The sequence below is a fragment of the Kitasatospora sp. NA04385 genome (genome assembly GCF_013364235.1).
In the GTDB taxonomy this organism is placed as follows: domain Bacteria; phylum Actinomycetota; class Actinomycetes; order Streptomycetales; family Streptomycetaceae; genus Kitasatospora.
The window spans coordinates 4,397,690-4,415,094 of record NZ_CP054919.1; the positions used below are offsets into that span (position 1 = coordinate 4,397,690).

19 protein-coding genes, 2 tRNA genes and 1 riboswitch are annotated in these 17,405 nt (G+C 75.7%); of the genes, 5 read left to right on the plus strand and 16 right to left on the minus strand.

Annotated features, from left to right (window positions below):
• Positions 1–59: 59 nt before the first annotated feature.
• The 12 genes from HUT16_RS19695 to HUT16_RS19745 form a co-directional block, all read right to left on the minus strand.
• Positions 60–1,142, minus strand: a complete 1,083-nt coding sequence (locus HUT16_RS19695) for a cytochrome P450 (RefSeq protein WP_254897890.1) — start codon at positions 1,140–1,142, stop codon at positions 60–62.
• Entirely contained in the window at positions 1,139–2,551 is a 1,413-nt protein-coding gene (locus HUT16_RS38340; protein ID WP_254897891.1) for a cytochrome P450, read from the minus strand. Before HUT16_RS38340 ends, HUT16_RS19695 begins: the two co-directional genes overlap by 4 nt.
• Positions 2,548–3,144 (minus strand): ATP/GTP-binding protein, encoded by a 597-nt coding sequence (locus HUT16_RS19700; RefSeq protein WP_176189444.1) that lies wholly within the window; start codon positions 3,142–3,144, stop codon positions 2,548–2,550. Before HUT16_RS19700 ends, HUT16_RS38340 begins: the two co-directional genes overlap by 4 nt.
• Positions 3,122–3,466 carry a DUF742 domain-containing protein gene (locus tag HUT16_RS19705; protein ID WP_176189445.1) on the minus strand — a complete coding sequence of 115 codons (345 nt, stop codon included), beginning with the start codon at positions 3,464–3,466 and terminating at the stop codon, positions 3,122–3,124. Before HUT16_RS19705 ends, HUT16_RS19700 begins: the two co-directional genes overlap by 23 nt.
• Positions 3,463–3,873 (minus strand): roadblock/LC7 domain-containing protein, encoded by a 411-nt coding sequence (locus HUT16_RS19710; RefSeq protein ID WP_176189446.1) that lies wholly within the window; start codon positions 3,871–3,873, stop codon positions 3,463–3,465. The genes HUT16_RS19705 and HUT16_RS19710 overlap by 4 nt, the downstream gene beginning before the upstream one ends.
• A complete protein-coding gene (locus tag HUT16_RS19715; RefSeq protein WP_217712087.1) occupies positions 3,857–5,143 on the minus strand; it encodes an ATP-binding protein in 1,287 nt (428 codons plus the stop codon). The genes HUT16_RS19710 and HUT16_RS19715 overlap by 17 nt, the downstream gene beginning before the upstream one ends.
• An 88-nt stretch (positions 5,144–5,231) precedes the next feature.
• Positions 5,232–7,448, minus strand: a complete 2,217-nt coding sequence (locus tag HUT16_RS19720) for a SpoIIE family protein phosphatase (protein WP_176189448.1) — start codon at positions 7,446–7,448, stop codon at positions 5,232–5,234.
• A 130-nt stretch (positions 7,449–7,578) separates the two neighbouring features.
• Positions 7,579–7,803, minus strand: coding sequence for a hypothetical protein (locus HUT16_RS19725; protein WP_176189449.1), 225 nt, complete (start codon positions 7,801–7,803; stop codon positions 7,579–7,581).
• Positions 7,804–8,020: 217 nt separating this feature from the next.
• The gene (locus HUT16_RS19730) at positions 8,021–8,215 is read right to left on the minus strand and encodes a hypothetical protein (RefSeq protein ID WP_176189450.1); all 195 of its coding nucleotides are present in this window, start codon (positions 8,213–8,215) and stop codon (positions 8,021–8,023) included.
• A gap of 30 nt (positions 8,216–8,245) precedes the next feature.
• Positions 8,246–8,830, minus strand: coding sequence for a TetR-like C-terminal domain-containing protein (locus HUT16_RS19735; RefSeq protein ID WP_176189451.1), 585 nt, complete (start codon positions 8,828–8,830; stop codon positions 8,246–8,248).
• The gene (locus HUT16_RS19740; protein ID WP_176189452.1) at positions 8,830–9,684 is read right to left on the minus strand and encodes an alpha/beta fold hydrolase; all 855 of its coding nucleotides are present in this window, start codon (positions 9,682–9,684) and stop codon (positions 8,830–8,832) included. The genes HUT16_RS19735 and HUT16_RS19740 overlap by 1 nt, the downstream gene beginning before the upstream one ends.
• Positions 9,685–9,809: 125 nt before the next feature.
• Positions 9,810–10,100 carry a YiaA/YiaB family inner membrane protein gene (locus tag HUT16_RS19745; protein WP_176189453.1) on the minus strand — a complete coding sequence of 97 codons (291 nt, stop codon included), beginning with the start codon at positions 10,098–10,100 and terminating at the stop codon, positions 9,810–9,812.
• 237 nt (positions 10,101–10,337) lie between these two features.
• Positions 10,338–10,500: riboswitch (cyclic di-AMP (ydaO/yuaA leader) on the plus strand.
• A 10-nt stretch (positions 10,501–10,510) separates the two neighbouring features.
• Between HUT16_RS19745 and HUT16_RS19750 the strand changes: the two genes are divergently transcribed.
• Positions 10,511–11,305, plus strand: a complete 795-nt coding sequence (locus HUT16_RS19750; protein ID WP_254897892.1) for a M23 family metallopeptidase — start codon at positions 10,511–10,513, stop codon at positions 11,303–11,305.
• 72 nt (positions 11,306–11,377) lie between these two features.
• Here HUT16_RS19750 and HUT16_RS19755 read toward each other — a convergent pair whose 3' ends face one another.
• On the minus strand, positions 11,378–12,193 hold the full coding sequence (locus tag HUT16_RS19755; RefSeq protein WP_176189454.1) for a hypothetical protein: 816 nt from the start codon (positions 12,191–12,193) through the stop codon (positions 11,378–11,380).
• A gap of 112 nt (positions 12,194–12,305) precedes the next feature.
• On the opposite strand from HUT16_RS19755, the gene HUT16_RS19760 reads away from it, so the two are divergent.
• From HUT16_RS19760 to HUT16_RS19770, 3 genes are all read left to right on the plus strand, one after another.
• Complete coding sequence (locus HUT16_RS19760) at positions 12,306–12,902, plus strand: GNAT family N-acetyltransferase (RefSeq protein WP_176189455.1); 597 nt, start codon at positions 12,306–12,308, stop codon at positions 12,900–12,902.
• A gap of 118 nt (positions 12,903–13,020) precedes the next feature.
• Positions 13,021–13,719 carry a sensor domain-containing protein gene (locus tag HUT16_RS19765; protein ID WP_176189456.1) on the plus strand — a complete coding sequence of 233 codons (699 nt, stop codon included), beginning with the start codon at positions 13,021–13,023 and terminating at the stop codon, positions 13,717–13,719.
• 367 nt (positions 13,720–14,086) lie between these two features.
• Positions 14,087–14,560, plus strand: coding sequence for a class I SAM-dependent methyltransferase (locus HUT16_RS19770; protein ID WP_176189457.1), 474 nt, complete (start codon positions 14,087–14,089; stop codon positions 14,558–14,560).
• A 378-nt stretch (positions 14,561–14,938) separates the two neighbouring features.
• On the opposite strand, the gene HUT16_RS19775 is transcribed toward HUT16_RS19770, so the two are convergent.
• From HUT16_RS19775 to HUT16_RS19785, 3 genes are all read right to left on the minus strand, one after another.
• Positions 14,939–15,012, minus strand: a tRNA-Met gene (locus HUT16_RS19775).
• Between the two features lie 163 nt (positions 15,013–15,175).
• Positions 15,176–15,249, minus strand: a tRNA-Met gene (locus HUT16_RS19780).
• A 71-nt stretch (positions 15,250–15,320) separates the two neighbouring features.
• Positions 15,321–16,553, minus strand: a complete 1,233-nt coding sequence (locus HUT16_RS19785; RefSeq protein WP_176189458.1) for a PrsW family intramembrane metalloprotease — start codon at positions 16,551–16,553, stop codon at positions 15,321–15,323.
• 258 nt (positions 16,554–16,811) lie between these two features.
• Here HUT16_RS19785 and HUT16_RS19790 point away from each other — a divergent pair, with 258 nt between their 5' ends.
• Positions 16,812–17,369 carry a hypothetical protein gene (locus tag HUT16_RS19790; RefSeq protein ID WP_176189459.1) on the plus strand — a complete coding sequence of 186 codons (558 nt, stop codon included), beginning with the start codon at positions 16,812–16,814 and terminating at the stop codon, positions 17,367–17,369.
• The last annotated feature ends 36 nt before the right edge of the window (positions 17,370–17,405 follow it).

Genomic DNA, 17,405 nt, shown 5'->3' on the forward strand with positions numbered 1-17,405 from the left:
GCGCTCCGGAGACAGCGCTACGGAGACGGCGGTCCGGAGACGGCGCTACGGAGACGGCGTCAGGACAGCCGCACCCGCAGGCTGCTGACGCTGTTGCTGAGGAACGAGGCGATCGGCGACGGCGCGTCCTCGGCGAGCCGCAGGCCGGGGAAGCGGGTGAACAGCTCGCGCAGCGCCGTCTCCGCCTCCAGCCGGGCCAGGACCGCGCCGATGCAGAAGTGCGGCCCGTGCCCGAGCGAGAGGTGCCGGATCGGCGAGCGGGTCAGGTCGAAGCGGTCCGGGTCCGCCCAGTGGCCGGGGTCGCGCCCGGCCGCCGCGTACGAGGCGAGGATGCCGTCGCCGGCCGGGATCACCACCCCGTCCAGGTCGATGTCCTCCAGCGCGTACCGCATCGGGAAGTGGCCGACGGGGGAGTCGCGGCGCAGCGTCTCCTCGACCACCGCGGACCACGGGACCTCGCCGCCGAGCACCAGCGCCAGCTGGTCGGGGTGGCCGAGCAGGGCGAGCACCGCGTTGCAGACCAGGTTGAGGGTGGTCTCGTGGCCGGCCACCACGAGCTGCAGCAGGATGCCGATCAGCTCCTCCTCGCTGAGCCGGTCCTGCTCCTCGCGGGCCGCGATCAGCGCGCTGGCCAGGTCGTCGGCGGGCTCGGCCCGCTTCTCGGCGACCAGGGCGGCCAGCAGCCCGCCCATGTCCCGGGCCGCGGCGGCGCCCGCCCCGGGCACGGCGGAGGAGCTGACCAGGATGTCGGACAGCTCGTGCAGCCGGTCCTGCTGCTCGGCCCGCAGGCCCAGCAGCTCCCCGATGACGTCCATCGGCAGCGGGTAGGCGAACCGGGTCCGCAGGTCGACCGACCCGTCCGGGCCGACGGCCCCGACGAGGTCGTCCAGCAGGCCGAGGACCCGCTGCCGGACGGCCGGGGCCAGCGCCTCGATCCGGCGCGGGGTGAGGGCCTGGCTGACCAGGCCGCGCAGCCGGCGGTGGTCGGCGCCGTCGGAGGTGGTCAGGCCGGGCACGGTGATGAAGGTCATCAGCGGCCAGCCCTCGGGGAGCCGGCCCTCCCGGTACAGCGTCCAGTGCTCGGGGCTCTTGGCCACCCGCGGGTCGGCGAGCAGGTGCTGCAAGGTGGCGTGGTGGCTCACCGACCAGACCACCACCCCACCAGGGAGCTCAACCTGCGTCGCAGGTCCGCGAGCGCGGAGCCGCTGGTTCTCGGTGAGCTGGTCGGCTCCGGCGGGATCGAGTCTGTAGGGGCAGACCCGGGCTGCGGCTGCGGTGTCCATGCGGTCCTCTCGGGCGGTGCGGGGCGGGACGGGGTGAAGGAGCTGTACAGCACCGGCAGGCTGACCAGGGCGCGCGACCACGGGGACGGGCGCCAGGTCAGCTCGTGCGCGGGCACGGCGAGTTGGAGGTCGGGCAGGCAGTGCAGCAGGGTCTCGATCGCGGTCTCGACGATCAGCCGGGCCGGGTCCTTGGCCGGGCAGACGTGCCGGCCGGCGCCCCAGGCGAGGTGCGCCCGGTTGCCGCTGAGGCCCTCCGGGCCGTGCACCGCGGGGTCGTCGTTGGCCCCGGCCAGGCCGAGCACCAGCATGTCACCGGCGCTGATGTACTGGCCGCCCAGCACGGTGTCCGAGGTGGCCCACCGGCCGGGGAAGTTCTGCACCGGCGGGTCGCGCCACAGCACCTCGTCGAGGGCGTCCGCGACGGTCGCCCGGCCGCCGGTCAGGCTGGTGCGGAAGCGGCGGTCGGTGAGCAGCAGGCGCACCGTGTTGCCGATCCAGTTGATGGTCGACTCGTTGCCCGCGACCAGCAGCACCATCAGGTTGTGCACCACCTCCTCGTCGCTCAGCCCGGCGGGGTGGGCCAGCAGCCAGGACGCCAGGTCCTCGCCGGGCCGGGCCCGCCGCTGCCCGACCAGGGCCGCCAGCATGCCGCCGAACGCGGCGGCGGAGCGCTGCGCCTCCTCGCCGCTGTCCACCATGCCGGTGATCATCCCCAGCAGCCGCGGACCGTCCTCCTCGGGCAGGTCCAGCAGCATGGTGAAGACCAGCAGCGGCAGCCGCCGGGTGAACTGGGCGACCAGGTCGGCGGTGCCGTCCGGCCCCCAGCTCTCGATCAGCGCCGTCGCCGCGGCCTCGGTGGTCTCCCGCAGCCACCGGTGGTCGATCCGGCCCAGCGCCTCGCCGACCGCGGTGCTCAGCCGGTGGTGCTCGGCGCCGTCCATGCTCTGCAGGGTGGGCCGCCACATGGTCATCGGCACCAGGGGGGAGTCGGCCCGCAGCCGCCCCTCCCGGGACACCCGCCAGTGCCGCGAGTCCTTGGAGAACAGCTGCTCGTTGCGGGTGAGGTCGAGCATCTCCTGGTAACCGATGACCAGCCAGCCCTCCACCCCCGGCTCCAGCTCGATCGGCGCGACCGGGCCGTGCTCGGCGCGCAGCCGGGCGTACAGGCCGTGCGGGTCGTCGGAGACCGCCGTGCCGTACAGCGGGGCGGCACCCGGGCGTCCGGCGTACGGGCAGCCCGAGGCCGCCAGGTGTTCGGGAACGGTCATGACAGCTCCAGGGCGCCGACCCGCAGGTGGTCGACGAAATCGATCAGCAGGCGGTGCGCGGCGCCCTCGTCGCGGACGTCGCAGGTGAGGATCGGCACCCCGGGCAGCAGGTCGAGCGCGGCCCGCAGCTCGGACTCCGGGTACGCCGGGGTGTCGGGGAAGAGGTTGACCGCCACCGCGAACGGGATGCGCTGCTCCTCCAGCAGCCCGAGCACGTCGAAGGACTCCTCGATCCGGCGGGAGTCGACCAGCGCGATGGCGCCCAGCGCCCCGCGCGACAGGTCCTCCCACAGCGGCCAGAAGCGCTGCTGCCCGGGCGTGCCGAACAGGTACAGCGCGAGCCGGCTGCTGAGCGTGATCCGGCCGAAGTCCAGCGCGACCGTGGTGGTCGACTTGTGCGGACGGCCGGTCAGGTCGTCCACGCCCTCGCCGGCCGAGGTCATGGTCTCCTCGGTGCGCAGCGGGGCGATCTCGCTCAGCGCGCCGACCAGGGTCGTCTTGCCGACCCCGAACGGGCCGGTGACCAGGATCTTCACCGCCCCCTGCACGCTGGGCGGCAGGTACGCGGGCTCAACGGAGCTGGCGGAGGCCAACCAGCACCTCCTCGATCAGGGCGAGCGGGGCGCGCTCGGCCGGGCGGGCGGGAGGCAGCACCTGGACGGCGCCCAGCTCCCACAGGTCTCCGACCAGCACCTTCAACACGCTGATCGGCAGGCCGAGGTGGGCGGCCACCTCGGCGATCGACAGCAGCTCCCGGCAGACCTCCAGGATCGCCAGCTGCTCCCGGTTGACCACCATCGGGTCGACCGCGGCCCCCGGCACGGCCCGCACCAGGCTCTCGAACTCCAGCACGTTCCAGTGGGGCCGGCTGCGCCCGCCGGTGATGACGTACGGGCGTACCGGTCCGCGGCTCACCGCACGTCCCCGGCGCTCGCGCCCTCCTGCCGGGGCGCGGCGGTCAGGTGCTCGCCGATCCGGCCGACCAGCATCTGCATCTGGTAGGCGACCAGGCCCGCGTCGACCGACTCTCCGGCCACCACGGCCAGGTGCGCCCCGGCCCCGGCGGCGACCACGAACAGGTAGCCGCCGCCGTACTCGACGACGATCTGCCGGGTGCGGCCGTCGCCGAAGCCGGTGGCCACCCCCCGGGAGAGCGACTGCAGCCCGGAGCAGGCGGCGGCCAGGCGTTCGGCGTCGTCCCGGTCGATCCGCGGGCTGCGGCCGATCTCCAGGCCGTCGTTGGACACCACGAGGGCGTGCCGGACCTCCGGCACGGAGACGATGTCGGCCAGCAGCCAGCCGAGGTCAGGGTTGGTCGTCATGCGGGTCTCCCAGGGGGGAAGCGGGGAATTCGTCGGGGCGGTCCGCGGTGGACCGCCGGGCTGCGTCGCGGCCGTCGGCGGTGCCGCTCTGGAACAGCGACATGAAGCTCTGGGCCTCGTCGGCGGAGCGCGGCGCGACCGCCGGCTCCGCGGGGAACCGGTACTGCGGTGCGGTGCCCCGGCGGTTGCTCCGGCGGGGCAGCTGGCCGCCCTGTCCGGGCACCGCGGCGGAGGGGGCGCTCCCGGTCCGGGGGGAGACCGGGCGGGTGGGCAGCGGGGGCTGCGCCTGAGGGTGGGGCTGGGACTGGTGGTGCGGTCGGGGATGGGGCTGGGGGTGGGACTGGACCCGGGGGGCGGCCTGGGCCGCCTGCGGGCGGGCGCTCGGCAGCCCGTGCTGCGGCAGCGGGTCGGTGAGCAGCGCGGTCGGCAGCAGCACCACCACCCGCACGCCGCCGTACGGGGACGGGGTGGAGTGCACGGTGACCCGGAAGCCGTACTGCCGGGCGAGCAGGCCGACCGCGGCCAGGCCCAGCTGCGGGACCTCGCCGATCCGGGAGACCTCCAACGAGCCCTCGCCGGCCAGCGCGGCGGTGGCCTTGGCGACCGTCACGTCGGTCATGCCGACGCCGCAGTCGTCGATCTCCAGCACCGCGCCGTTGTGCACCGGCAGCAACGTGACGTACACCTGCGAGTTGGGCGCCGAGTAGCGGGTGGCGTTGTCCAGCAGCTCGGCCACCGCGTGGATCAGCGCCTCGGCGGCCGCGCCGAGCACCGCGGTGTCCACCCGGCTGTGCACCACCACCCGCTGGAACGGCAGGATCCGGCCCTGGGCGCCGCGCACCACGTCCTCCAGCGGGACGGGCTCGGGCCAGGTCCGGCCGGCCTTGGCGCCGCACAGTACGGCCAGGGTCTGGGCCAGGCGGGCCTGTTGGGCGGCGGCGTGGTCGGCCCGCAGCAGCCCGTCGAGCAGGACCGGGTCGTCGTGGGTGCGCTCCATCTCGTCCAGCCCGGCCTGCTGGTCGTGCGCCATCACCAGGATCCGGCGGGCCACGTTGAGGAAGGCCCGGCGGGTGGCCGCGTTCAGCTCCTGCTCGTGCAGGGCGGTCTCGGTGCTCGCCTTCCGGTCGGCCAGCTCGGCCGCCAACCGCCCGCGGACGTCGGCGAGTTCCCGCTCACTGTGGGCGAGCCGGCGGCGCAGGGTCCGGGTGACGGTCCGGGCGCGGGCGGCGGCCGCGAGGGCGAGGAGGGCGAGCAATGCGGCTGCTGCCAAGCACCATTGAGTGGTCGTCACACGCGGAGTTTATGGTGGTGTTACTACTTGCGTATGAACGGTTCCAACTTCTGTCGTTCAGATTCCGTCAATTTCGGACAGGTCGGGCGGAATCGCTCCGCTCTCGGCCCACCGCGCCGGTGAGCACCCGGTGCAGCAGGAGCAGGGCCACGTCGTCCTGCCGGACCTCACGCTCCGTCACGTTCAGCGTCAGCAGGTCGGCCAGCCGCTCCAGCGCCTCCGGCTGCTCCAGCCGGCCGGCCCCGCCCGCCTCCGCCGTCCACAGCTCCAGCCCGCCCAGCATCCGCTGCACCGAGTCGTCGTAGTCCTCGTCCCGGACCTCCACCAGGCCGTCCGTGTAGGCCAGCAGCGTCTCGCCCGGCTCCAGCCGCGCGCCGGCCAGCGGGTAGCGCACCTCGGGCAGCACCCCCAGCGGCGGGCCGCCCGGCACCTCCAGCTCCACCGCCCCGGCCGCCGAGATCCGCACCGGCGGCGGGTGCCCGGCCCGGGCCGCCCGCAGCGCGCCGGTCGCCGGGTCCAGCACCACGTACAGGCAGGTGGCGAACAGCTCGGTCTCCATCCCGGCCAGCAGCCGGCTGGTCCGCTCCAGCGTCGTCGCCGGGTCGTGCCCGTCCGTCGCGTACGCCCACAGGCCCGAGCGCAGCTGGCCCATCACCGCGGTCGCCTCCGCGTTGTGGCCCTGCACGTCGCCGATCACCAGCCCGACCAGGCCGTCCGGCAGCCGCAGCAGGTCGTACCAGTCGCCGCCGATCTGCATGCCCTCGGTGGACGGCAGGTAGCGCGCCGCCGAGGAGATCCCCGGCAGCGACGGCAGCGAGCGCGGCAGCATCGCCCGCTGCAACTCGCTCGCCCGCTCGTGGTGGACGTCGTACAGCCGGGCCCGCTCCAGCGACTGCGCCAGGATGCCCGCGAACGCCGAGAACATGGTGCGGTCCTCGCGGCTGAAGGACCGCTCGGTGGCGAAGGTGATCAGGCAGGAGCCGACCTGCCGGCCCGAGGCCACCAGCGGCAGCACCGTCCAGGCGGCCGGCGCGTCCGCGCCCCGGCGCTCCTGGCCCGGCTCGCTGAACAGCGGCGTGGCCCGGGCCAGCACGTGCTCCATCACCCCGCCCGCCAGGTCGTGCAGCCGGTTCAGCTCCGCCCGGTGCGGGCCGCCGAACACCGCCGGGGAGACCGGCGTCAGCCGGCCCTCGTCCACCAGGTCCAGCACCACGCCGGCCGCGCCCAGCGCCGGGCGCGCCACGTCGGTCAGCGCCGTGGTCACCTCGCGCACCGTCACCGCCCGGGACAGCGACCTGGTCAGCGCCAGCAGCAGGGTGGAGCGCGCCCCCGCCGCCGCGGCCGCCGCCGAACCGCCGGTCGGGCCCGGCCGCCACTCCCGCCCGGTCAGCAGCCCGGCCGTCCGCACCGGCCGCTGGTGCACGTCGAGCATCACCTCGCCGGCCTCGTCCACCTGCCAGGGCGCACCGTCCGGGCGCACCACCCGGTACGAGATCCGGTACGGGCCGCCGGTCGCCAGCGCCTCCGCCAGCGCGGCCTGCACGTCCGGCAGGTCCTCCGGGTGCACCACGTCCGCCAGGTCCGGCGCCCGCCCGGTCGCCCCCGGCGGCCGCAGGCCCACCGCCCGGTACGCCTGCGCGTCCCACAGCGTCTCGCCGGTCACCAAGTCCCGCTCGAACGCCCCGGCACCCGCCGAGCGCACCGCCAGCGACAGCAACTCGCCGTCGGCGGAGGGGAGTTCCGACCGCGGCCGGTCCGAGGCCGGGTCGGCCGCGTGCACGTGGTCCAGCAGGTGCGAGAGCCGGTGCGCGGCCACGTCGGCGAAGGTCTCCAGCAGCTCGACGTCCCGCCTCGGGACGGCCCCGCGGTGGGCCAGCGCGAGCGCCAGCGAACCCACCGGGTCCCCGTCCACCACCAGCGGCAGCACCGCCAGCGCGACCAGGCCGGTGCCCAGGCCCGCCGCCGTGTTCGGGTAGTCCGTGCTGGTCTGCTGCGGGCTCAGCAGCACCGGCTCCCGCCGCCGCAGCGCCAGCGCCGCGGGCAGCTCGCTCGCCGGGTCGACCACCGCGTACTTGCGGTGCGCCCACGCGGGCAGCTCGTGCGAGGCGGTCAGCCGGAGCGTCCCGCCGTCCAGCAGGTACAGCGCCGAGCCCTCGCCGGTGATCCACGCCGGGCCCTCGGCCAGCAGCGCGGCCAGCAGCTCCGCGGCGCTCGACGCCCGCAGCAGCGCCCGCACGCAGCGGAGTTCGGAACGGCTGGCACGACGCGGAGAGCTCTGGTCCATGCGAAGCGCCCGCTTCCGGTCGACGTGCCAGTGCTGACCATCTTATGGACGCACCGGGCAACCGGCCGCTTTCGCGACACGTGGTGGATCCGCGACATTTCCGGCATCCCGCCGGGGGCGGACCGGCCCGCTACTGGCCGTCGACCTCGCCGTAGCCGCGCTGCGGACGCGCCGCGACCGGCCGCAGCGAGCGCAGTCCGCGCAGCACCGCGACCCCGTGCCGCAGTGCGGCGGCCCAGTCCTCCCGACCGGTGCCGACCGCCGGGCGCGGGCCGCCGGGCGCGTCGTCCGGTGCCGTCCGGGGAGCGGGGATCAGCCCCGTGCCAGGCTCGATGTGCTGAGTCGCCTGCGGCATTCCCTGATCCTCCGTGCTTGTCGGCCACACCCGTGGAAGGTCTCCACGCGGTATGACTTCCCGACCGAAGGACAGTGTTACGCACCGATGGTGTCGAAACGGTGGGGGAGAGGTTGCGAAAGGGTGTGCATGGCGCGCGACCAGCGCCTTCCCCCGTCGATCGTGCCCCGTGCGCCCCTCCCGGCGCCGACCGGGAACGGCGGTCGGCGCCCCCCGGTCAGACGCCCGGCAGTTCGGTCGCGGCCTGCTGGGCGAGGCCCTCGGCGACCGGCAGGTCCGGGGCGGAGACGGCGTCCTTGAGCGGGCCGAGCCCGGTCGAGTGCTCCGGCGCGGCGTGCGCGCTGGGGGCGGTGAGGGAGGCGACCACGCCGACGGCGAGCGAGGCAAAGGCGAGCAGGCTGCGCTTCTTCATACCGGGTAGAACGCGGCAGCGCCCCAGAGGTCACGCGCCTTCCGCGCCCGGCCAGTTGGCGAGCCCCTCGACCAGCACCCCGGTCAGCCGCTCCAGCGTGACGTCCGTCCCCTCGGCGAGCTGGAACGCCCCCGCCGTGGCCAACGAGGCGTACCCGTGGGCCGCGGCCCGCAGCGTCCGCGCCGCGTGCACCGCCTCCGAGCCCTCCAGCCCGTAGCCGCGCAGCACCGCGTACAGCACCCCCACCAGCCGCTCGGAGGCCGCGACCAGCTCCGGGCCCGGGTCCGGCTCCGGCGCCTGCGGCAGCGCCGCGTACCGGCGCGGGTGGCCCAGGGCGTACCCGGCGTAGGCGGCCAGCAGGGCGCGGACGGCCCCGTCCCGGGCGTGGCCGAGGACGGCGGCGGCCAGGTGGCCGGCCAGCTCCTCGACGGTGCGGACGGCCACCAGGCGGCGCAGCTCGGGCAGGCCCCCGGCCACGTGCTTGTACAGCGAGGGGGTGGCCACGCCCGCCCGGGCGGCGACGGCGGCCAGGGTCAGCGCCTCGGCGCCGCGCTCGTCGATCAGCTCCAGGGCGTGGTCCACCACGGCGGCGGTGGAGAGTCCGGCGCGGGGCATCAGCGGGCGGTCCCGTTCTCGTCGGCCGGACCGGCGAGGCCGGCCAGGAAGGGCAGCAGGGCGTCGGCGACGGCCTGCGGGTGGCCGGCCATCGGGTAGTGGCCGGCGCCCCCGATCATCACCCTACGGCCGCGCAGCGCGGCGGCCTGCCGGTCCGCGACCAGCTCGGGCTTCGGGAAGTCCGGGTCCCGGTCGCCCATCAGCACCAGCGCGGGCACGTCGACCGCCGCGCACCAGCCGACCGGCGCCGAGTCGCCCTTCAGGTAGCCGCGCAGCGCCGCCCGGCGGGCGGGCTCGCGGAGCATCCGCACCAGGTCGGCCCGGTAGGCGTCGAAGTCGGCGGGCCGGGCGCCGGCCGGGTAGTAGAACTTCTGCGCCGCGCCCCACAGGCCGGGGAAGGCGCCGACCAGCGGGCCGACCAGCCCGAACAGCGCCTTCTGGAAGCCGTTCAGCGGCAGGTTCTCGATGAAGGCGTCGACCAGCACCACCCCGCCGGTCCGCCCGGGGGCGAGCGCCGCGGCCCGGACCACGGTGGCGCCGGTGTACGAGCTGCCGACCAGGACGGCGCCGCGCAGGTCCAGGTGGTCCAGCAGCGCCGCCAGGTCGTCGGCGAGCGCGGCCGGGGTGTGGTCGGTGAAGCCGGTGGAGGACTCGCCCATGCCGCGCAGGTCCATGGTGACCACCCGGTGCCCGGCGGCGGTCAGCAGCGGGGCGAGGTGGCGGTAGACGGCGCGGCTGTCGAGCATGCCGGGCAGCAGGACGACCGGGACGCCGGGGCCGGGGGTGTCGTCGTAGGCGATCCGGCCGCCGGTGACGTCGAGGTACCGGGTGGTGGTGCCGAGGGTGCTGTTCATCGCGGGCCTCCTGGGCGGGCGTCGTCCGGCGCCCCGGGCTCTGCGCGCCCGGCTGCTGCCGATAGCCATAAAGCTAAGGCTAATAGCCTTAGCCGTCAAGCCCGGCCCGACTCCCGGAGGTCCGCTCAGATCCCCTCCACCTTGAACGGGTCGTGCTCGGAGAGCAGCTTCTCCAGCCGGGCCTGGTCGACCCGGCTGGTGATCGCGCCCTCCTCCTGGCGGTCCCGGATCACCTTGGCCAGCGTGAACGCGGAGGTGATCTCGTAGAGCAGGCCGACGGCGAGGAAGGCGCGCATCCAGGCGCTGACCGGGAGGTAGGCGATCCCCAGGACCAGGGCGACCGTGGCGAACGCGAAGGACGCGACGGCCTGCAGGAAGTAGGCGGACGTGGTGCGGTGCGGCACGGGAGCGGTCATGCGCCCAGGGTCCCGCCACTCGAAGGGCGGGTCGTGAGTACGGATACTCAACTGCTCCGTCACGTTCCGTCGCGGCCTCGCGGCGGCCGAATCCGAGCGAATCGACGAATCGTCACAAATCGCCCATAGGGCGTCAGAAAAGTTTCACTGCACCTCGGAAGGCGCTTGGAATCATGGGGTCCATAGGATTAACGTTTGATAACGCAGCGCGGTCGGCAACGCCGTAACCATGCGGCACCGTGCGCCACGCCTAATCCATCCGGTCCTGCCCCGCGGCAGGTCCAGGAGCCGGGGAACCACGTTCCACCGGGGTGAATCGGGACGGCCCTGGGCCCGACCGTAGGAGACCTTCCACCTCCGAACCCGTCAGCTAACCCGGTCGGCGGCAGGGAAGGAAGGAGCGCGCCCCCGTGGCGTCGACCTACACCGAGAGCACCGGCACCCAGCTGCTCGACCACCCGGTCGAGGCCGAGCCCCTCCGGCACCGGCTGCCCCGCCAGGCCCGCACCGGCGCGCCCCTGCTGGGCGTCACCGCGATGACCGCCGCGCTCGGCGCCACCGGCCTCGCCACCGCCACCGCCCAGGCCGCCCCCGTGCCCGCCCCGGCCCCGGTCACCGCCGCCGACGAGGCCCCCGACGGCCTGCCCGCCGCCGACCCCGGCCTCGCCCTCGCCGCCCGCATCCTCCAGCAGGCCGACGGGCAGCGCACCAGCACCGAGGAGTCCGCCCGGCTCGCCGCCGCGCAGGAGGCCGAGGCCAAGCGCGCCGACCGGCAGGCCGAGACGGCCGCCCCGGCCCCCGCCGACCACTCCGCGCCCGCCCTGCCCGTCGCCGACTACCGGCTGGCCGCGCCGTTCGCCCAGGCCGGCGCGCACTGGGCGCAGCTGCACCACGGGCTGGACTTCGCCGCCCGCACCGGCACCCCCGTCACCGCCGTCACCGCGGGCACCGTGACCGCGGCCGGCTGGTCCGGCACCTACGGCTACCGCGTCATCCAGACCCTCCCCGACGGCACCGAGCTCTGGTACTGCCACCTCTCCCGGATCAGCACCGCCGCCGGCGAGGCCACCCCGGCCACCGTGCTCGGCACCGTCGGCAGCACCGGCAGCGCCACCGCCCCGCACCTCCACCTGGAGGTCCGCCCCGCCGGCGGCGCCCCGGTCGACCCGCTCCCCTGGCTGCGGCAGCTCGGCCTCCGGCCGTAGCCCGCGGGCGGCGCGCGGCACCTCCACCCGGAGGCCGCCCGCCGTACCCCCGGGCCGGTGGTCCCGGGGCCCTCAGTACTCCTCGGGGGCCAGTTCCGGGAACTCCTCCAGGAGCAGGCGCGGCAGCCCCGGGACGGTCCACTCCCCGCACAGGTCGATCGCGGCCTGCGCCACCGCCTCCTCGAACTCCTCGAACGCGCCGGAGAGTTCGGCGGGCATCGGCAGCCCGCGGGCGGACCGCTCGGCCAGGTTGCGGTAGCTGCGCCGCATCAGGCCCTGCTCCAGCAGCCGCCGCGCCCCGTCGGTGGAGACCCCGATCAGCAGCGGGCGCCCCGGCTGGTCCCAGTTGCCGTCCCCGTCCAGGCCCGGCACCCGGTCGAAGGCGGCGAACCGCTCCTCCGGCGGCAGCTCCCGGAAGGCCGCCAGCCACTCCCGCACCGGGCCGGGGCCGTCGTCGGACGGCACCCCGTCCGCGCGCAGCAGCAGCGCGTACAGCCGGGGCCAGGTCACCAGGTCGGAGCGGCGCAGCAGGGAGAGCAGCACCTCGCCCTGCCAGTCCGCCTCGGCGCGCAGCTTCTCCGCCCGCTTGGCGTTCAGCCGACGGGCCGCCCGCTGCCACTCGATCAGCAGCCGCACCGCCGCCGGGTACGCGGCCGGGTCGCCGTCCGGCTGGACGTACAGGTGCAGCTGCTCGTACAGCAGGCGCTCCAGCACCGGGGAGGACAGCTCGGGAAGGCCGTCGTGCAGCCGGGCCCCGCCCAGCTCCAGCAGGGTCAGCACCGTCCGCACCGCCGGCTCGGGCACCGGGTCGAACCCCTCCGCGACCGCCCAGTCCAACAGGTCGGCGGAGCGGGTGCGGGGCAGCAGGTGCAGGTCTTCGTCGTCCACCCCGGTACGGTAGCCGGTCCCCGGACGGCGGCCCGGTACGGTAGCCGGTCCCCGGACGGCCGCCGGGTAGGGCAGCCGGTCCCCGGACGGCCGCCGGGTAGGGTCGGTCGGCATGGAGACCCTCCGGCTGGCCGGCCCCCGGCTCACCCTGCGGGAGTACCGGCACACCCCGGAGGAGGTGGCCGCGCTGCACGCCGTGCACGGCGACCCCGAGACGGTCCGCCACCTGCCGTTCGGCGTCCGGGACTTCGAGGACTGCGCCGACCAGGTCGAGCTGTACCTCGAAGCGGCCGAGGAGCAGCCCCGGACGCACTACCGGCTCGCCGTCGACGACCCGGCGGGGGAGCCGGTCGGCCAGGCCGCGCTCACCCGGGAGGGCGGGCACGCCGCCGAACTCGGCTGCGTCCTGCGCCGCGACACCTGGGGCCGCGGCTACGCCGCCGAGGTCACCGCGCTGCTGTGCGTGCTCGGCTTCGAACGCCTCGGCCTGCACCGGCTGGCCGCCCGTTGCGACCCCGGACAGACCGCCTCGGTCCGGGTGCTGACCCGGGCGGGCTTCCGCCACGAGGGCCGGATCCGGGCCGAGTCCCGCCGGGACGGCGCCTGGCACGACGCGCTCCAGTACTCGCTGCTCGCCCCCGAGTGGGACGGCCCGCCCTGGCGCCGGGGGCCGGAGGGCGGCCGGCTCCAGGGGCGGACCGGGGGTTAACCCCACCACGAACTCGGCAGCAGGCGTCATTACGCCGGGCGGGGTCGCGGCGGCAGATTGGTACCCGTGCCCGGCACCGCCGACCGGCGGGGCCGCCCGACGAACCGAAGGACCGCGGATGTCCACCGCTGCGCACCCCGCCACCGCCCCCGGCGGCCACCCCGACCGGCCCGGGTTCTGGCGCGCCCCGTTCTCCCGGCAGGCCCTCCAGGATCTCGGCTTCGCGCTCACCGGCCTGCCGATGGCCGTGCTCGGCTTCACCCTGGTCGTCACGCTGTTCTGCCTCGGCCTCGGCCTCGCCGTGACCGTCCTCGGCCTGCCCGTCCTCGGCCTGCTGCTGGCCGTGGCCCGCGGCCTCGGCGCCGCCGAGCGGGGGCGGATCCGGAACGTGCTCGGCGAGGAGGTGCCCGCCCCGCCCGCCGTGGTGGTCGCCCGCGAGGGCTTCTGGGGCCGGATCACCGCCCGGCTGGCCGACCCGGCCGGCTGGAAGGCCGTGCTGCACCAGTTCGTGATGCTGCCCTGGGCGATCCTCAACTTCACGCTCTCGCTGACGTTCTTCCTGCTCGGCTGGTCGCTCGCCCTGTTCCCGGTCTACCAGTGGGTGTTCCGCCGGTACACCTCCTGGGGCGGCTACCGGGTCGCCGAGTGGACCACCTCGGACGGCGTCCACCACGCCTACGAGATCACCTCGCTCTGGCAGATCGCCGGGGTCTGCCTGCTCGGCCTGGTCATCCTCTTCCTCACCCCGCCGCTGATCCGCGGCCTGAACGGCGTCAACCGGTCCGCCGCCCGCGCCCTGCTCTCCAGCGACGACTGAGCGGGCCGCCGGACGGCCGCCGGAGGACCGGCCGGACGTGCGACACCCCCGGGCCCGTGGTCGGATGACCACGGGCCCGGGCCGCACCCCGGGCCCGCCGAACGTCCGGAGGCCCGGAGGCCCGCATGAGCCAGACCGCCCCGCCCGTCCTGGTCACCTCCCGACCGCTCGACGAGTACTGCGCCTGCTTCGGCCTCACCCGCGCCGACCTGGGCCGGCTGCCCGGCCCCGTCCTCGACTGCCCCGGCGGCGCCGCCGCCCTCGCCGCCGAGGCCCGCGCCCTCGGCTGCGAGGTGGTCGCCGCCGACCCGGCTACGCGCTCGGCCCGCACCGCCTCGCCGCGCTCGCCGCCGACGGCCGCGCCGTCATGGCCGACGCCATCCGGCGCGACCCCGGCGGCCACCTGCCGACCGACCGCCGGCGCCGCCCCGAGAAGTACCTGCGCAGCTGGGACCGCGCCCGCCGGCTGTTCGCCGCCGACGCCGCCGCCCGCCCCGAGCGCTACGTCGCCGCCGCGCTGCCCCGGCTCCCGTTCGCCGACGGCACCTTCGCCCTCACCCTCAGCTCCTACCTGCTGTTCGCCTACCCGGCCGTCTTCGGCCCCGCCGAACAGCTCGGCGCGCTGCGCGAACTCGTCCGGGTCACCGCCCCCGGCGGCGAAGTCCGGGTCTACCCCCTGCACGACGAACGCGGCCGCCCCTGCCCCCACCTCACCGAACTGCGCGCGGCCCTGCGCCACCACCGCATCGCCACCCGCGTCCGGCGCACCGGCCGCTCCGGCAGCATCCTGACCCTCCACCCACCACCGCCCGGCCGGGCCCCGCGCCTCGCGCCCAGGTAGGCGCCCGGGCCCGTACAGCACCCGCCCCGGCCCCGGAGACGCAGACGGCCCGTGGGCTGCTCCTCGGCCACCGCCCCCGGGCCCTGGGGACGGCGGCCGAGGCACCGGGGATGTACCGGTGAGCCCACGGGCCGGGTGACTGCTGGGAATTAGCCTGAGCCGGAGACCTCTACGGCCTCACCGCTGCGCAGGCAGGGGCGGCTCTAGCGAGCAGCCACCTCACGCATCCTGAAAGAACTCAACTCAGGATCACCTCCTTTCAGTGTGCAGCCACCATAGGCACCACCCACCGGCCGGGGCAACGGATTTATTCGGCCCTCTTCGGCCGGACACGGCGAAGGCCCGGAAGCGGTGCTTCCGGGCCTTCGTGCTACTGAGTAGCGGGGACAGGATTTGAACCTGCGACCTCTGGGTTATGAGCCCAGCGAGCTACCGAGCTGCTCCACCCCGCGTCGGTGAACACCACCCTACCCCACCGCGAGGGGAAGGATTCCCACCGGCGGCGCGCGGCGGCCGGAACGCCCGGACGGCGAACCGTACGGAGCGGGGAGGGCGGAGCGGGCCGGGCACGGCGAAGGCCCGGAAGCGGTGCTTCCGGGCCTTCGTGCTACTGAGTAGCGGGGACAGGATTTGAACCTGCGACCTCTGGGTTATGAGCCCAGCGAGCTACCGAGCTGCTCCACCCCGCGTCGGTGAACACGACTCTACGTGAGCCCCGCGGGAAAGGGAAATCCGTTTCTGTCCCGGCCGTCCCCGCGGCTCAGCCGGGGCGGGCCGACTGCCGGCCGCGGCGGGTCTGCGCCCACACCGAGAAGCAGACCAGGGCCGCGAAGCAGGGCACCATCACCAGGCCGTACACCAGCAGGAACCCGTCCGTGCCCAGCCCGGCGGCGGCGTTCCACACCCCGTGCAGGCCCATCGCCAGCAGCAGGCCGATCGGCGCGCCCAGCCGGGCCGGCCAGCGCCGGCCGGTGCTCAGGGTGAGCGCCAGGCCCAGCCCGGTCAGCGCGGTGAACAGCGGGTGCGCGAACGGCGAGAGCAGGGCCCGCAGGACGAAGGTGTGCACCGTCCCGTCGAAGTCCCGCAGGCTCGGCGGCTCGCCCAGGCCGATCGCGTCCAGCCGGGCCTGCCGGTCCGCGGTGAACGCCCGTCCCAGGTAGAGCGCGTTCTCGGTGAACGCGAACCCGCAGGCCGTCACCCCGCCCAGCACCACCCCCGCCGCCAGGGTGCGCGGGCGGGAGCGGGCCCGTCGGCGGCCCCCCGGGTCCGGGCGGAAGTGCGCGGGGCGGCGGGTGCCGGGCCGGTGCCACAGCAGGCGGCGCCAGCGGCCGCACGGCCGGTCCTCCTCGCAGCGGTGCCGCCGGCGCAGCGGCAGCAGCAGCACCAGCAGCGCCGAGCCCTTCGCGATCTCCTCGATCAGCGGCGTCGCGAACTCCGCGCCGAGCGTCTCCCCGCGCGCGCCCCGGTGGGCGATCAGGAAGTCGCTGGCCCAGCCGTTGGCCAGGATCGCCACCGTGGTCGCGGCGCACGCCCCCCAGGCCAGGCAGAACAGGGTGTGCCGGGTCGGCACCCGCGCGGTCCGGTTCAGCCAGGCCAGCGCCCCCAGCACGAACGGCAGCGGCAGCAGCGCCAGGCCCAGACCCACCAGCAGTCCCGTCGTCCCGGTCTGCCGCTGCACCAGGTGCAGGATCAGCACCCCCGAACCGGCCAGCGCCAGCGCCGCCACCGCCGAGGACATCGCCGGCCGCCGCAGCGGCCACAGCCGCCGCCACAGCGGTGGCACCGCCCGGGGCGCGGCCGGGCCGCCCTGCTGCCCGGGGATCCGCCCGCTCAGCCCCGGCGACCGGTCCGGAAGCAGCCCGTCGGACCGGCGCGCGGTCGGTCCGGGGACGGGGAGCGACCGGAGGCCGGTGGGGGTCGGGGGATCGGCGGCCGTGGCGGCGGTCACCACGGGCGGGCCGGGGGAGCCCTTGCCGCTGGGCGGACTGCTCACCTGCAGCAGCGTAGGCGAACCCCTCCCTCCGGGGGGAGGGGTCGGAACAATACGTATCCGGCGGGTGACCGATCGTCAGCGGAGCGGAACCGCGCCCACCGCCTCCCCGGGCCCGTGACATCCGTCATGCCGAGCCGGTGACGGCAGGTCCTGGGGCGGTACCGGCCCCGGCGGGCACAGTGGTGACCACCGCGGGGGAGGCAACCGGCGGACGGGGACCGCGACAGCGGGCCCGCGGGACGACACGGGGGAGACACCATGAGCGCCATCACGATCGAAGCGGCCACCCGCACCGCGCAGGCGCCCGCCGCAGCGCAGGCCCAGACCGAGGCGCAGGCCCAGACCGAACCGCAGGCCCAGACCGAACCGCAGGCGCAGACCGCAGCGCAGGCGCAGGCCGAACCGCAGGCGCAGCCGCCGAGCGTCGCCGAGATGCGGCTGCCGGTCTGGTTCTTCGGCTTCGAGGGCGTCCTGGCCGGGGCCTTCGACCTGCTGCGCGCCGCCCCCTCGGCCTGGCCCGCGCTGGTCGCCCTGGTGGTCGTCAACCTCGGCGTCTCGCTGACCCTGATGCGCCGCCGGCTCCGGCTCGCCAAGCTGCTGTGGCGCGGCAAGGAGACCCGCAAGGTCGCCCTCGGGCTGGTCGGCCTGCGGCTGGGCAGCCACCTGGTGCTCGGCCTGCTCGGCGCGGCGGTGACCGGCGCCCTCGGCCACGTCCTGTTCGCGCTGGTGATGAGCGCGGTGACGGTCGCCCTGCTCGCCCACGTCCAGCGGACGGCGCTCGGCGCGCTGGTCGCCGCGGGCCGGATCACCGCCTGAACGGACCCGACCCCCGGCCCCCGACCCCCGGCGGGG

Excerpts from the sequence above, each read along its gene's own strand:
- HUT16_RS19725 (WP_176189449.1), bottom strand. The coding sequence starts at position 7,803 with ATGCCGCAGGCGACTCAGCACATCGAGCCTGGCACGGGGCTGATCCCC.
- HUT16_RS19760 (WP_176189455.1), top strand. The coding sequence starts at position 12,306 with ATGGAGACCCTCCGGCTGGCCGGCCCCCGGCTCACCCTGCGGGAGTAC.
- HUT16_RS19740 (WP_176189452.1), bottom strand. The coding sequence starts at position 9,684 with ATGAACAGCACCCTCGGCACCACCACCCGGTACCTCGACGTCACCGGC.
- HUT16_RS38340 (WP_254897891.1), bottom strand. The coding sequence starts at position 2,551 with ATGACCGTTCCCGAACACCTGGCGGCCTCGGGCTGCCCGTACGCCGGA.
- HUT16_RS19770 (WP_176189457.1), top strand. The coding sequence starts at position 14,087 with ATGGCCGACGCCATCCGGCGCGACCCCGGCGGCCACCTGCCGACCGAC.
- HUT16_RS19765 (WP_176189456.1), top strand. The coding sequence starts at position 13,021 with ATGTCCACCGCTGCGCACCCCGCCACCGCCCCCGGCGGCCACCCCGAC.
- HUT16_RS19720 (WP_176189448.1), bottom strand. The coding sequence starts at position 7,448 with ATGGACCAGAGCTCTCCGCGTCGTGCCAGCCGTTCCGAACTCCGCTGC.
- HUT16_RS19735 (WP_176189451.1), bottom strand. The coding sequence starts at position 8,830 with ATGCCCCGCGCCGGACTCTCCACCGCCGCCGTGGTGGACCACGCCCTG.
- HUT16_RS19745 (WP_176189453.1), bottom strand. The coding sequence starts at position 10,100 with ATGACCGCTCCCGTGCCGCACCGCACCACGTCCGCCTACTTCCTGCAG.
- HUT16_RS19790 (WP_176189459.1), top strand. The coding sequence starts at position 16,812 with ATGAGCGCCATCACGATCGAAGCGGCCACCCGCACCGCGCAGGCGCCC.
- HUT16_RS19710 (WP_176189446.1), bottom strand. The coding sequence starts at position 3,873 with ATGACGACCAACCCTGACCTCGGCTGGCTGCTGGCCGACATCGTCTCC.
- HUT16_RS19730 (WP_176189450.1), bottom strand. The coding sequence starts at position 8,215 with ATGAAGAAGCGCAGCCTGCTCGCCTTTGCCTCGCTCGCCGTCGGCGTG.